13 protein-coding genes are annotated in these 14,056 nt (G+C 68.3%); 2 read left to right on the top strand and 11 right to left on the bottom strand.

Annotated elements, in window-relative coordinates:
* Nucleotides 1-128: 128 nt before the first annotated feature.
* Both BLASA_RS15630 and BLASA_RS15635 read right to left on the bottom strand, forming a co-directional pair.
* Nucleotides 129-536 carry a MaoC family dehydratase gene (locus tag BLASA_RS15630; protein WP_014377166.1) on the bottom strand — a complete coding sequence of 136 codons (408 nt, stop codon included), beginning with the start codon at nt 534-536 and terminating at the stop codon, nt 129-131.
* A gap of 56 nt (nt 537-592) precedes the next feature.
* A complete protein-coding gene (locus BLASA_RS15635; RefSeq protein WP_041775799.1) occupies nt 593-973 on the bottom strand; it encodes a hypothetical protein in 381 nt (126 codons plus the stop codon).
* A gap of 421 nt (nt 974-1,394) precedes the next feature.
* On the opposite strand from BLASA_RS15635, the gene BLASA_RS15640 reads away from it, so the two are divergent.
* Nucleotides 1,395-2,375: a MaoC family dehydratase gene (locus BLASA_RS15640; RefSeq protein WP_014377168.1), complete on the top strand. Its 981-nt coding sequence runs from the start codon at nt 1,395-1,397 to the stop codon at nt 2,373-2,375.
* A 502-nt stretch (nt 2,376-2,877) separates the two neighbouring features.
* Nucleotides 2,878-4,194 carry an MFS transporter gene (locus tag BLASA_RS15645; protein ID WP_014377169.1) on the top strand — a complete coding sequence of 439 codons (1,317 nt, stop codon included), beginning with the start codon at nt 2,878-2,880 and terminating at the stop codon, nt 4,192-4,194.
* A 111-nt stretch (nt 4,195-4,305) separates the two neighbouring features.
* On the opposite strand, the gene BLASA_RS15650 is transcribed toward BLASA_RS15645, so the two are convergent.
* From BLASA_RS15650 to BLASA_RS15690, 9 genes are all read right to left on the bottom strand, one after another.
* The gene (locus BLASA_RS15650) at nt 4,306-5,679 is read right to left on the bottom strand and encodes an FAD-dependent oxidoreductase (RefSeq protein ID WP_014377170.1); all 1,374 of its coding nucleotides are present in this window, start codon (nt 5,677-5,679) and stop codon (nt 4,306-4,308) included.
* A complete protein-coding gene (locus BLASA_RS15655; RefSeq protein ID WP_014377171.1) occupies nt 5,676-6,440 on the bottom strand; it encodes an SDR family NAD(P)-dependent oxidoreductase in 765 nt (254 codons plus the stop codon). The genes BLASA_RS15650 and BLASA_RS15655 overlap by 4 nt, the downstream gene beginning before the upstream one ends.
* Before the next feature lie 94 nt (nt 6,441-6,534).
* The gene (locus tag BLASA_RS15660; protein WP_014377172.1) at nt 6,535-7,290 is read right to left on the bottom strand and encodes an SDR family NAD(P)-dependent oxidoreductase; all 756 of its coding nucleotides are present in this window, start codon (nt 7,288-7,290) and stop codon (nt 6,535-6,537) included.
* A gap of 96 nt (nt 7,291-7,386) precedes the next feature.
* Nucleotides 7,387-8,127 carry a DUF4286 family protein gene (locus BLASA_RS15665; RefSeq protein ID WP_051005036.1) on the bottom strand — a complete coding sequence of 247 codons (741 nt, stop codon included), beginning with the start codon at nt 8,125-8,127 and terminating at the stop codon, nt 7,387-7,389.
* Between the two features lie 127 nt (nt 8,128-8,254).
* Complete coding sequence (locus tag BLASA_RS15670) at nt 8,255-9,052, bottom strand: fumarylacetoacetate hydrolase family protein (RefSeq protein WP_231839472.1); 798 nt, start codon at nt 9,050-9,052, stop codon at nt 8,255-8,257.
* Nucleotides 9,053-9,298: 246 nt separating this feature from the next.
* Nucleotides 9,299-10,555 carry an FAD-binding protein gene (locus BLASA_RS15675; RefSeq protein ID WP_014377175.1) on the bottom strand — a complete coding sequence of 419 codons (1,257 nt, stop codon included), beginning with the start codon at nt 10,553-10,555 and terminating at the stop codon, nt 9,299-9,301.
* On the bottom strand, nt 10,512-11,822 hold the full coding sequence (locus tag BLASA_RS15680; RefSeq protein ID WP_231839473.1) for an MFS transporter: 1,311 nt from the start codon (nt 11,820-11,822) through the stop codon (nt 10,512-10,514). Before BLASA_RS15680 ends, BLASA_RS15675 begins: the two co-directional genes overlap by 44 nt.
* Before the next feature lie 472 nt (nt 11,823-12,294).
* Nucleotides 12,295-13,182 (bottom strand): 3-hydroxyacyl-CoA dehydrogenase family protein, encoded by an 888-nt coding sequence (locus BLASA_RS15685; RefSeq protein ID WP_014377177.1) that lies wholly within the window; start codon nt 13,180-13,182, stop codon nt 12,295-12,297.
* A 28-nt stretch (nt 13,183-13,210) separates the two neighbouring features.
* Nucleotides 13,211-13,990: an enoyl-CoA hydratase/isomerase family protein gene (locus BLASA_RS15690; RefSeq protein ID WP_014377178.1), complete on the bottom strand. Its 780-nt coding sequence runs from the start codon at nt 13,988-13,990 to the stop codon at nt 13,211-13,213.
* Nucleotides 13,991-14,056 lie beyond the last annotated feature (66 nt).

A 14,056-nucleotide genomic window follows, 5' to 3' on the forward strand; every position in this document is an offset into this window, starting at 1 on the left:
CCGGCAGGGATAAGGCGCCCCGCCCCCTGCCGGGCCGATCATCTGCGCAGCAGCGATATGAGAGCACCGGTCGCGATGGACGTCGTCCGACGTATCACGACTCGCGCCCATGGAGACATGGCGCAGATCTACTGGGGCAGCGGCCCCTCGGCCTCACCGACGATCACGACCACGCCGGCTTGGGTTTCGCAGGAGAAGCTGCCTCGCACCCGCTTGCGGCCCTCCTCCTCGACCACTTCTACGTCCTTCATGCGGGCGACGACCGTATCGCCGGGGCGGGTCATCCCCACGAATTTCGCCTTCACCCGTCCACCCTCGAACCAGTTGTCCGAACCGCAGACACCTACCATCATCTGCACAACGGGATCGAGGACGAGCATGCCCTGGGCCAACGTGCTCCCGAAGACCGGCTCGGCCCATTCGGGATCCGTGTGCACACGGCCGGCACTCCCGGCTGCATCACCGAACGCGTTCATGCGTTCCTGCGTCAGATGGATCTCGAGAGATTCGATCTCCAACGTCTCGTTCGCGGTCACGTGCACTCCTCACTACAGATGTCGGGAGGACCTGCCTATTGAGGTGGAGCAGGGTGTCACTCGGCCCACACGAAGGTCTTCTCGGCGGTGGCCAGAAGCCGCCCGTCGCTCGCCCGACAGTCCTGGGTGATCACGACGAACTTCCGTTCCTTCTTGACGAACTTCTCCTTGACGACCAGGGATACCGACACCCGCTCCCCCACGGCCGGCCGCCCGAGGAACGTAACCGACTCCTGCGCGTGCAAGGTCCCCTCGGGCAACTGCAGCGACTTCTTCACGGGATACAAGGTGTCAAGGAGCATCGGAGGGACATCGCCGGAGTCGTCTTCGCCTCCGAGTCGGACGGATTCTCGGTAGGCACTCACGGCCTCGGGGGTGAGGTCGTAGGTGTAGTCATCCCAGGTCTGCCCGACTTCCAGATCGTCGAACTTCGTCACTCCGGTCGTCACATCGCCCATAATTCTTCACCCTTCGTCCACGTCTTATCGGGATCTTCGAGTTCGGGTCTGGGAACATTCGCTGGCTTCAGGCACCGGTCATGGTAGGGCATGTCGGGGAGGGGCGACAGCGGCTGATCATGGGACGAGGTCAGGATGACAGGGGCCTCCGCGCTGCACCACGCTCCAGGGCACGGGCTGAGCACCTCGTGTCCGCGCGCCTCGCGGTGCGTCGCGGAAGCCAAGTGCGCGGAGCCCCGGCCTGGCATTTCGACTCGCCGGCCGGAACGCTCCCCGCTCACCCGTCGAGGGTCTCATCGGCACCCCGACGACGTGGTCGATGTGGCCGCCAACTGTTTCCTTGCCCCGCAGCCGGGGTGTATACCGGTTCGATCGGCAGCCAACACGAAGGAGTCACACCGTGCCCATCGTTCTGCCTTCCGACCGACCAAAGTTCTCCTGGGAGAACCTGAGCGTCGGCGATGACCTCGGCCGCGTCGAAGGACGCGTCGACGCGGCAGCGGTCCGCACTCACGCCTTCGCGATCGGGGACGACCCCAAGAGATACCTGGGACAACAGGACGGTTTTGCGCCTCCGTCGTTGCTGGTCAACGACTTGCTCAAGCTCTTTCTGCTGGGCTACGACTGCACTCCCCCGGCCGTCGGAGGACTGCACACGAAGGCCCAGATCGACTACCTGGCACCCCTGCCGGTGGGAGATCCTGTGGTTCTGACAGGTACACACGTCGCCAAGTACGTACGCCGAGGACGTCCGCATCGTTCGTGCGCGAGCCAGGCCCAGACCCCGTCCGGCAACGTGGTGGCTCGGATGCTCGCCACCGAGACGGTCGGATACGCCGTCGACGAGGCGGGTGAGCACGGCCAGCCCCCCGAGTCGTGGGTGGACGGGTTCCCGAGGGTCGAGGGCCAGATCGACGGAAGCACGCGCATCGAGCCGGGAGGCGCCGAGCCGGCTGTCGGGCAGACCCTGGGACCTCTCGTCCGCGAGGTGTCGTTCGAGGAGAGCGTCGCCTTCTCCGGCTTTCCTTTCTCCTGGGCCCAGGAGCACCCGTCCGCGGTCCGGATCGGCTTGCACACCGACCCGGAAACGGCACGCCGTGCCGGCTACCCACGGCCAGTGATCCAAGGACTCCTCTCGGCCGGCCATCTGACGCAGTTGCTCCTCGACTACTACGGGGACCGGGTGATCAACGGGAGCAAGCTGGCGCTGTCATTCATCGCCCCGGTCATGACCGGGTCGACGTTGTCCAGCTACGCGACCGTGCGTCGTCAGCTGGATATCGACGGTCGTCAGGTGAATGAACTCTCCCTGCTGACCCAGGACCAGGACGAGCGACTCGTCACGGTGGGATACGCCCGAGTGCCCGCACTCGGTTCCTGAGTGACCGGGTGGGCAGGCCGGGAAGTGCTCGGAGTCCGGGACTCGAGGGAGCTATCGGCCTGACGTGGTGCTGTACCTGAACCCGGCGGCGCTCGGAGGACCGAGCTCTGTGACACGAACAGTTCGCGCAGGCCCCAGAGCGGCGCGGGTGCTCGACGGCTCTACGACCGCGAACGAGACGATCGAGGCCTCGGGGCTGCCGGGTGCGCTCGGCGTTGCTGCACTCATCCGCTCACCGTGACGCCCGCGGGACACCCCGGCCCCGCCCGGGAGCCGGGAACAGGGCTCCCCCGAGATCGGAGGACGATGGCCGTGGTGGGCGAAGTCGTCCGGTGCGCCGGGGTTCAGGTCGACTGGGTCCCCGATCCGCGCTCCTCGTTCCTCGGGAGGCCATTACCCCGCCGCCACATCCTCGCCGAGGATCGGCGAGCACATCCTCGACGCGGCCCTCGAGCACCCGCACGGATCACCGCCGCACCCGGCGAACGCCGGACGGGCTGAGATGGCCGGCAGCCACAGCGACAGCCCTACCAGCTCGGGTCGCGCCGGCACGGCGGCGGTCACCGTCACCACGGTCGGTGTCTTGCCGGTCTACATGGTGAGCGTCCTGTGGGTGCAGCTTCGGGAGGATCTGGAGTTCGGTCCGTCTCTGCTCGGCTCCCTCGTCGCCTGTTTCTTCCTCACCTCGGCGGTCACGTCTCTCACCGCGGGGATGCTCGTCGGCCGGTTCGGCACGTCCCCGATCCTTCGAGTGTCGGCGGTGATGAGTGCGGCGACCATGCTCGCGATCGCGCTCGGGGCACAGCACACGGAGATCCTGGTGGCAGCACTTTGTCTTGCCGGCTGGAGCAACGGCGTCGGTTCGCCAGCGAGCAACGACCTCATCTCCCAAGCCGTGTCCCCTCACCGGCAGGGCCTGTCCTTCGGCACCAAACAGGCAGCGATCCCGCTCTCCACGATGATCGCCGGCGTCGCCGTTCCGCTCATCGCCATCCCGTTCGGCTGGCGGCCCGCGTTCGCCGGCGGTGCCGTCCTCGCCCTGCTCGTGCTGCTGGTCGTGCCGGGGAGCGGACGACTGAAGTCCCGCGCGTCGTCAGCGCCCTCGGACGCGGCAGGGCCGTTCAACCGGACCGCCCTCGTCGTGCTGGCCGTGGGGATCATGCTCGGCGCGGCCAGCGGCGGCGCGCTGGGCTCATTCTTCGTGGCCACCGCCGTCGACAGCGGGATCAGCCCTTCCGGCGCCGGCGTGCTGGCGGTGGTCGCCAGCGCTCTCGGGGCCGGTGCGCGGATAGGGTTCGGTTGGCTGGCCGACAAGCTGCGCAGGAAGTGGCTGAACGTCGTCGCCACCCAGATGGTGATCGGCGGGCTCGCGTACCTGCTGCTGGCCACCGGTGTCGAAGTGCTCGTGGCGGCGGGCGCGGTCATCGGCTACTGCACCGGCTGGGCCTGGTCGGGGCTCTCGACCTTCGCGGTCTCGCGGATGCACCCCGGGATGGCGGCACGTGCGACCGCGATCACCCAGGGCGGGATGGGTGCCGGTGCCGCCCTCGGGCCACTCGTCTTCGGTGTCCTGGTGGCCGTGACCTCGTACGCCGTGGCCTGGTACGTCACCGCCGCGATGTCGCTGGTCGCCGGCGCCATCGTCCTGCAGGGACGACGGATGCTCATACGCGACCGTCCCGCCCTCGTTGCCGCCCAGGAGCAGCGCCGGCGCCGGACCGCCAGCGGTCGATCCAAGGCTCCGGCGCGGAGCCAGGTCAGCGGTCACGGGGAGGGCTCCCCTGCTGTTCACGAGGAAGGGCGAAGGCGCTATCCGTGATCCCTCGAGAGATCGAAGGGCTGTGACCTTACCCGTGACGCCCTCGCCCACCGCGGAGCCGTCGGCCTTGCATCGGTCCTTCTCCGGCACTGATGACTGCAGGGACGAGTCCTAGCTGCCCGCGATACGGCCAGTCACCAACGCCGTTGCCAATCCGCCCATGTACCCGTAGTTGTGGACGCCGCCCACGTCGGAACCGGCTGCGTAAAGGTTCTCGACGTATCCCCAGAGGAAGTCCGACGCATCTGCGGTCACCAGGGGCAGAACGGAGTTCGTCCTGGCGCGGTGGAGCACACGCATGTCGGTGTCCGTGGCCAGCCCGCCGCAGGTGAACGTGATCCCGGGTCGAACCTGCACAGCCGTGAAGGGAGGCTCCACCAGCATCAGGCGGTTCTTGTGGCGGGGCGGATACAGCTCGTCCGACGATCCACTCCCGATGGCCGCGTTGTACTGCCGGAGGGTCTCCAAAGACCTGGTGGCGGGAATTCCCCAGTCCTGCAGAGAGTCGCACATCGCCTCGAGGGTGTCCGCCCGGAGGACCGGTCCACCGCTTCCGACAGCACGGTCGATGGCGGGCCTCGGCGGATTCGCTCCGTGGAGGGACATCTCTGCGATGGCCCGGTCCACCAGGTAGACCGCCGTCGCGCCCGGCTGGCGCGCGACAGCCTGATTCAGGTACTCCTCCCCCGTCCCTGCTGACTCGTCGACGAAGCGCCGACCTTCCAAGTTGAGCGCGACCGCCTGCTGCCCGTAGCGCTGCGAGATGCCCCAAAACTCTTCGGCCGCGAAGCGCGCCGGCGGCGCGACGACCGCGTGGCCGTAGAAGGTGGACAGCCATGGGCTGAGGGCAGCGCCGGCCGCCTGCGCGGAGACGAGTCCGTCGCCCGTGCTCCATGGGTTGCTGCGTACGTAGCACCTGTCGGCATACGGGGTGACGTAACGCGCCAGCAATTCCGCGTTGCCCTGGAATCCGCCGGTGGCGAGTACCACCCTCCCCGCGGGGATCTTCATCGATCCGTCGGGCGTCCAGACCTCGACTCCTCTGACGAGGCATCCCTCCCACATGAGACCGAGCATGGGGGTACGCAAGCGGACGCCGCCGCCGAGTTCCGCCACGCGACGCACGAGGGCCTGCGTCAAGGTCGGTGGCTCCACCCGGCGGCCCCGGCCATACCACATGAACGGTTGCTCCGGACCTACCGCGATCCCGTGGCTCTCCAACCAGTTCAGCGATGGACCTAGCGAATCCATGACGAGGTCCTGCAAGGCCTCGTCCCCATCCGGCAGTTCCTTCCTGAGCCTCGCCTTGTCCGTGAAGGTCCAGACGAGTCCACCGGAGAGGAACATCGAGCCGCCGGCCCGCGGCCCCTTCTCGATCACGAGGACCCGCGCGCCCCGTTCCAGAGCCGCAACAGAGGCACAGAGCCCTGCCATCCCGGCGCCGACCACGACGACGTCCACCGGATCCACCACCGGGCTGCTCATACCATCTCCCAGGTCTCTCCGACCGCGCGCTTGTACGCCACACCGGTCAACGAGTCGTCCCTGATCAGTTCCAGCACTGCCTCGGCTATCTCCGCCGGATCCAGTGCCGGTAGCCCGCGCTTTGCGGCACGCCCCTCCTGGAACCTCCGCCGGTCCTCGGGGCGGAAGGTCTCACTCGAATGCTCTTCGAGCTCGGTGCGGACCAGTCCGGGACAGACCGCATTGACGCGGATTCCCGCCTCGTCACGGAGGAAGACGAGCGACCGGGTCAGGTTCACGACCGCCGCCTTCGTCGCGGCGTAGACAGGGTCGATGTGATGCGGCACGAGCCCAGAGATGGACGCGGTGTTGATGATGACTCCGCCACCACGCTTCTTGAGGGCTGGAACCCCGTAGTGAATGCCGTAGAGGACGCCGCGGAGGTTGATGTCTATGGCTCGGGACCAGTAGTGCGGTGGCGAGTCCGGAAAGCGCGGCCCGGTCAGGACGCCGGCATTGTTGTGCACTACGTCAAGACCTCCGTAGTGCTCCTCCGCACGACTCACCAGGGCTTTGACGTCGTCCCCCTGGGATACGTCTCCCTGGGCGACAATGGCCTCACCTTCCGAGGCGGTGATCAGATGCACCGTCTCCGCCGCCCTGACCTCCAGGACGTCGGACACGACCACGCGAGCCCCGTCCCGTGCCAGCCTCAGCGCCGTCGCGCGGCCGATGCCAGAACCCGCTCCCGTGACCAGGGCGACCTTTCCGTCCAGTTCCACCGATCCTCCTCTCCCGACAGCCGCTATGACCGCGCTGTCCGCGCGCGGACCGGCCGGCGGTGCCGCGCCGCGCTCTTCTCTCCGGACGCCTCACCTATCGGGCCGCCAGGAGACCGCCGTCGACGTAGATCGTCGTCCCCGTCACCCACGCGGCCTCGTCGGACGCGAGGTAGAGCGCGGCGCCTGCGATGTCACGCGGCGTTCCTGGCCGGCCGAGGGCGACGCGGGACAGAGCCGCGGCGCGCCGTGGCGGGTCCGCGGCATAGGCCTTGACGGTGAGCGGCGTATCGCAGGGCCCCGGCGCGATGGCGTTCACCCGTATGTCGTGGGGCGCCAGTGCCAGAGCCATGGCCTGGGTGAGTTGCCCGACGCCGCCCTTGCTCGCGCCGTAGTGCGCTTGGTCTGGCCGGGAGACCTGGGCCAGGACCGAAGAGAGGTTCACGATGGAACCTCCCCCGCCACGGCACATTCGGCGCGCGACCCGCTGAGACACCAGGAACGTCCCCTTGAGATTGACATCGATCACCCGGTCCCACTCGTCCTCGCTCATGTCGAGGAACGGTGCGGAGCCACCAACGCCCGCGGAATTGACCAGGACGTCCACGCAATCGGCCCAGCGGGCTACCGCATCGACGAGCTCGTCGACGGAGCCGCTGTCGGTGACGTCCACCGGATAGTGGGCCGCCCGTCCCCCGGCCTCTCTGATCTCCTCGGCCACCTGCCTGGCCAGCGACACATCGTGGTCGGCCACTGCCACGCTGGCGCCCTCCGCCGCCATCCCCAGGGCCACCCCGCGACCGAGGCCGCCACCTCCCCCGGTGATCAACGCCAGTCTTCCCGCGAGTCTCATCGCCATCACCTTCCCGAGCCGTCCATACAGCCGTCCACGGCTGCTCCGAGGGGGCAGGGGACGCGGTGATCGGCCGCTCGCTGTCGCTCCACCGATCTACGAGGCCGCCGCAGCACCTGGACCGGTGTGCAGATCGGGCGAGAGGAGGGACACGGTGTACTCGTAGGTGATGGACGTCGGCGTCCCGCTGGCACCGTGAGACGCCAGTCCATCAGCGCCCAGGACCAACTCCGCAGCGACGTCCGGCACCCCGCCGGTGCCTTCCATGACGAGCACCCACTGGGCCATCGCTCGCGTCACGCCGCGCGCCTCTTGCGTCCCTTCCTTCGCCTTCGTCGCCGCCTCGTCCGGGACGAGGAGGTGCAGCCCCGTGAGTTGCGGACGGGACAGGGCCTGTGGGACCAGGGAGGAGGAGACCCACTCGGAGACGGCTCCCGCATCCGTCGGCCCGAATTCCACGATGGTCAGCTCCCTGCCCACCCCTCTGCCGTAGGAAGCCTGGACCGAGAGGACGGTTCGTTTGGCGTTCTCGAGCCGCGGCGCCATGGTGCGCGTGAGAGGCGTGGGGTTGTTCAGCCGTTCCAGATAAGCCGGCGAGGAGAACACGGCTGTGTCGGTGGCCTCGTAGAAGGCCAAATAGCGCTGACCGTCGACGCCGTGCCGGTCGTCCCGGATGTAGCGGCGCCCGCGCAGGAAGCCAGGCACACCGACCCGTTCCGGCAGGTGTTCGTGGGTGTACCACGCGTTGAACTGGTCGTCGGACTCCGGGGCCATGTCGCACCAGATGGCGAGTACGCCTTGTCCCAGGAGACCACGGTCGCCTTCGTCCCACTGCACGGTCGGACCTGTCATGGGGTGGATCCTCCTCTTTCTCGGGTTGCCCGACGTTCCTGGCACCGTGCCCGGTGCGCGGATTCCAGCCGGGCTGTCTGGCGCGAATCGTGGAAGGAGGGAACGCGGACGATCACCTCGTGAAGGTGTGCCGCATGGTCCCGATGTTCTCGATGTAGCTGGTGAGCTCGTCCCCGGGGGTCAGGTACTTCGGCGGCTTCCGCGCATTGCCCACGCCCGACGGCGTTCCGGTGAAGATGAGGTCGCCCGGCAGCAGCGTCACTATGGCGGACAGCGCAACGATCACTTCCGGAACACTGAAGATCATCTGCGACGTTTTCGCGGACTGGACCTCCTCACCGTTGACAGCGCAGGAGATGGCGAGATCGTCCGGGTCACTGAACTCGTCCGGGGTGACCAGGACGGGACCCGTGGGGCCGAACTGCGGGAAGGACTTGCCGAGGCTGAACTGGGGGGTCGGTGGACGCAGCTGCACCTCCCGCTCGGACAGGTCCTGGCCCACCATGAGCCCCGCCACCTGACCCCAGGCGTCCTCGAGACGGCCGTTGCGCACCGTCTCACCCATGACGACGACCAGTTCGACTTCCCAGTCGACGCGTTCGCCGGGCAGGGCGATGGTCGTGTACGGCCCCGTCAGGCAGCTCGGGAACTTGGTGAAGGTCACCGGCGCATCAGGTCGGTCCCTGCCTGCCTCCGAAACATGCGCCTGGTAGTTCAGTCCCACCGCGAAGACCTGCGCGGGGCGAGGCACCGGTGCGGCGAGGTCCGGGTTCTCGGGCAGCGATGCCGTGGCGTCCCCGCTTGCCGCACCATGTTCGCCGGCCCAGCTACGGAACTCCGACCATCGCGGGAAGACACTCTGGGGATCCGGGCCGAAGCGTCCCTCGCTCTCGGACTCGACGTCCACCATCCCGCTTCCGGTCACCAACTGCAGTCGCCCCGCAAGACTAGTGATCCTCATCAGCACTCCTTCTCGATGCCGCGGCACTCGCACGAGTGCGCGGAGACATGGGGCCGGGGCGCGGTGGCGTGTCGGCGTCCGTCACGACCGCCCTCCACCTCCGGCTCGCGGCTCCGCCGCCGTCTCGGGCCGAGACGACGCCGGACGACTCCGGCGGTCCGGGACGGTCAGGAGCGGTGGGGCGCAGAGCCGCGCTCACGAGGCTGCCACCACAGCGCGGGCGGCTGCGGCCCCTGTGACGGCCGCCCACATCAGGTGGTGGCCGTGGCCGACCAGCCGCATCCCCCCGACGGCGGCGGAGCCGCACGCGTACAGGCCTTCGATCGCGGCACTGCTCCCGGTCAGGACCTGCATGGAGTCGTTCACGTCCAGCCCGCCGTCGGCGAGCGAGATCACCACCCTGATCGGCCCGATGCGGAGAATCGGACCTGTGCCCTCACCGTCGACCTGGACGGCCAAGCCGTCGGCCAGGAGGTCGTGCGCGGTTCCGTATCCCTTCGCGGGATACGTGCACAGGCTCGCGTCGTCGCTGACGGCCTCCTGCGGCACCTCGAGATGCAGATCCTGACCCACGAGGGCTTCCAGTCCGGCCAGAGCCAGTGCGCCATCGACCCGGCGACCGGAGGCCGTGACGATCCACCCGGCCCGGATCAGGTCTTCGGTGGGAGCGACGAAGGCGGCCCGATCGGACACGGTGCGCAAGCTGGGCGAGAAGTGTGGCTCGTGCGATCGCGCTCCGAGGCGCTCCACTGCCAACCCGACGGGCACGCCTGTCGCCCCTGGGTTGACGCTGGGGACCACTGCATGGGTCCCGCTGAGGTCACCGCTGGCGATCACCAGGGCTGCTGCCGAGTACACCTCTGTCCGGGACTTGACGAGGAGATCTTCTGCCGCGGTTCCAGACCGCTCCACGTCCACCACGTCACCCTCTGGGCCCGTCCGGATGGTGCCACCACCCTGCACGAACGCAGCGGCGAGGACTTCGGTGACCGCGCTGGCCCGAGGGACGGTGTTGTGCATCCTGGGCTTGGTGTGCGGCGGCTCCAGGAACGGCCCGGCGAGGACGACCCCGCGCGATTCGAGAACCTGCAGCGCCGCCGGTCCGTGTTGGCACATCTGCCACAGAAGAGCCTTGTTCCGCTCCACGTCCGCTTCTGTCGCGCCGAGCTGGCACATGTCCAGCATTTGCCGATAGTGCTCCTCGGGCGAATCCTCGACTCCCGCCCGCGACTGCCATGCCGTGCCGCCTGCGCTGAACGATCCGACGGCCCACCGGCATGATCCTCCGGTGCGCTGCTGGCTCTCCAGCACTCCTACCCGCAGGTCCGGGCGCAGCTCCCGCAGTGTCACGGCACACTGAAGTCCGGCGAGTCCAGCCCCGATGACGAGGACGTCCAGTTCTTTCACATCACCCTCCAGAAGGTTTCTCGTGATGATCGGTTCTGCGGCCACGTCCCCGCCGTGGTGCCTTCGGGGCGTCGCAGCCCGTGCGGTCATGGTCGGCCGGGGAGCAGAGCAGGACGGTCTCTGCGCCGGCGGCGCCGGACGCGTCGTCACGAGCTCCGGGCGGCATCGGCAGCTCCTGGCGGGATCCGCGCGCCATGCGGCCACCGACGAACACAGTGACTGCGGCCGCAGCGCTCAAGCCGGCGACGACCGCCCACGCCGTCGAGTAGGAGGCCGCCTCCGCCACGAACCCGAACATGAGCGGCACGAGAGCACAGCCCGATGACGTGCCGGTCTGGACGTACCCGGTGGCGGAGGCTGCGGCCAGTCGGTTGTCCTTCACGACGGCCAGCTGGAACAGCCCCGGCCAGGCCCAGCCCGTGGCGAAGGCTATGAAGGATCCGACGACGAGCGACGGGACGATTTCCGCCGAGATGAACAGGTAGCCGAGCGTGCCCCCGAGTAGGAGCACCGCCACAGGAAGGTAGAGGCTGACGTGCGGACGACGGTCGGCCAGCCAGCCGAGGCCGACCCGGACGAGGATGCCGAAGAGAGAGGCCGCTGAGAACAGCAGCCCAGCCATGGCCGGATCGAGACCGGCCTCCACGCCGGAGCCAACCAGGAAGACACCCAGGGACGTGGCGGCTCCGAGGCCGAGACCGCCGCCGAGCGCCAGGATCAGCAGAGCGCGACGTGGGACGCCGAGCCGAGGTACTCCGGTTCTCGCCGCCTTCCGTGTCCGCGAATCGCGTCCGGAGAACAGGGCCCACACGGCTATCCCGGCGGACAGGACCGCGGCCAGCCCGAACGCCGCCCGCCAGCCGACCAGCAGAGTGACAGCAGGGACGGCGAGACCGCTGATCAGCGTGGCCGCAGGTATCGCCGCCTGCTTGATGCCGAAAGCCAGCCCCAGCCGGGCCTCCGTGATGACTTCGGAGAGCGCCATGTTAGCGGCTGGGTGCCCCGCACCGTTGCTCAACCCGGCGACGAAGAGCGCGCCCATGAGCCAGGTCGTGGATCCCGCCACACCGCAGCCGGCGAGAGCCACGGTCGAGAGGAGGGCGGAGAGCGCCATGCCGCGACGGGCCCCGAGCCGCTGGACGAGCGCTCCCAGCGGACGTGCGCTGAGCCCGGAGATCCCGAACATCACGCCTGTCGCCATTCCGATCACCGCGAGCCCGATCCCCAGGTCAGGGCGGATCTGCAGGGCCAGGGCGCCGACGAGGAAGGCGGGCAAGACCGCGACGACGGAAACGGAGACGGCCAACAGCACGGCCGCTGCCTGCTTCGGTGCAGGCTTGCCGGCCTCGCGCTGCGGCCCGAGAACCATTCGGACTGATCGCCTTCCGTCAGTCGGCGACCCGCGAACGGCGGGTCGGGAACGTAGCCCTCCCCGGAGGGCTCTGTGGGCCGACCATCGAATGCGAGCCGGTATCCGCACATGCGTCGTCCGGGACGACCGCGACTCCTCTTTCAGCACCAACCTGTGCCGGGCCGTGGGCGGCCCGGGCCTCCCCGAGTCCCCCGGCCCTCAGGCCTGTGCCGCACGGTGGCGGGCCGACATGGGAGCGCCCGCGGCCGCCGAGCACGTCACCGTCCCCGGGGAGGCGGCCGCGGCCGCCTCCCCGCCCGACGGGCAGCGTCATGAGGTGAACACTCGGGGATCCGTGCCCGCGTGTCCGCCCCCGGGCGCAGCGACCGCCTGCATGCGCGTTACGGCAGCGGCCACGGGGATGTGCACCGGGTCAATCGGCGGGCCCGAGTTTCTTGCCGGCGCTGTCATAGCGATACCAGCCGACTCCGGTCTTGCGCCCCAGTTCGCCGCGCTCGAACTTCTCGACCACGGCACGCTTGGGTTTCTGCGCCTCGTCACGGCTCTCTTCGAAGCGAGCCGTGCGCACGTAGAAGTTCACGTCGATACCGGTCATGTCCATCAACTCGAACGGGCCCATGGGATGTCCCAGCGCCTCACGCGCCGCCGTGTCGATGTCTGCGACCGAGGCGATTCCCTTCTCGTACAGGGACACCGCTTCGTCCTGGATGCCGGCCAAGAGACGGTTGGCGACGAATCCCGAGATCTCCTGCCTCAGGAGGACCGGGCTCTTGCCGATGCTCTTGGTGAGAGCGACGGTCGTCTCGATCGTCTCTTCGGATGTCTCCGGGTTGCCAAGGACCTCCACGCACTTCATGACAAGAGCGGGATTGAAGAAGTGCATGTTGCAGACCCGATCCGGACGCGACGTGGCGTCGGCCAACCGCGAACTGACGATCGTCGAGGAGTTGGTTGCGATGATCGCGTGCGGGGGAAGTATCTTGTCCACCTTCGACAGGAGGTCCCGCTTCACGTCGACCTTCTCGACGATCGCCTCGATGAGGAAGTCGGCGTCGGCAGCCCCCTCCTCCAGCGACGTCGTCATCCGCATCCGCCCGAACGCCGCATCCATCTGCTCTTGAGCAAGGCGCCCCTTCTCCACGTTGCGGCCGATTCTGGACCGCAACTCTTGTTCTGCGGTGGTCAACATCCCTGCATCGACGTCGACGAGTGCGACGTTGCGGCCACTCAGGGCGCAGAGCATGGCGATCTGCCTGCCCATCGCGCCCGCACCGACGACGAGTACATTGTTCACGTCCATTTCGCGCCTTTCTAGGATGTGGCGATGGTCAGCGTCCGGTGAAGGAGGCCTCGCGCTTCTCCAGGAACGCCTTGGTCCCTTCCAGTTTGTCGGCGCTGGCGAAAGCAACGGCTTGCGCCAACCGCTCCACGAGCAGGCCCGTGTCCATGTCGACGTCGGTTCCGGCGTGCACGGCGAGCTTGGTCAGCCGGAGGGCCAACGGCCCCTTCCCCAGCAGTCCTTCAGCTACCTCCACCGCACACTCCAGCGCCGCGCCCTCATCGACGACGTAGGTGGCCAGCCCGTAGCGCTCGGCCTCTTCCGCGCTCACGAGGCGTCCGGTGAGGAGCATGTCCAGAGCCCGTCCCTTGCCCACCAGACGGGCGAGCCGTTGCGTCCCACCCGCTCCCGCGATGATGCCGAGGTTCACCTCCGGCTGACCGAACCTCGCATTCCTGGCGGCGACACGGATGTCACAGGCCATGGCCACCTCGCACCCTCCGCCCAGGGCGTACCCGTTCACCGCTGCGATCGTGGGCTTCTCGTATTCCTCGAGGGTCCTCAGGAGGCCGGAGATCCGGCCCACGAGGGCATCCGTCGGCACCCGACGCTGCAGTTCCCCGATGTCTGCGCCGGCCGCGAAGGCCTTGTCCCCCGCGCCGGTGAGGACCACTGCGCCTACCGCATCGTCGTCCCGCCACGCGTCGAGCGCCTCGTAGATGCCGCGGACGACATCACCGCCGAGGTTGTTACGGACGGAGGGGCGATTGATGGTGAGGATCCCGATCCGTCCCCTTGTGCTGACTTCGACGTCCTTGCTCTCCGGCACCGTCTTCTCCTTGTCGAGGAATGGGGCTGCTACACGCCCCCGTTTGCTGCCATGGCGGCATATCGA

The sequence above is a fragment of the Blastococcus saxobsidens DD2 genome, assembly GCF_000284015.1.
GTDB lineage: Bacteria > Actinomycetota > Actinomycetes > Mycobacteriales > Geodermatophilaceae > Blastococcus > Blastococcus saxobsidens_A.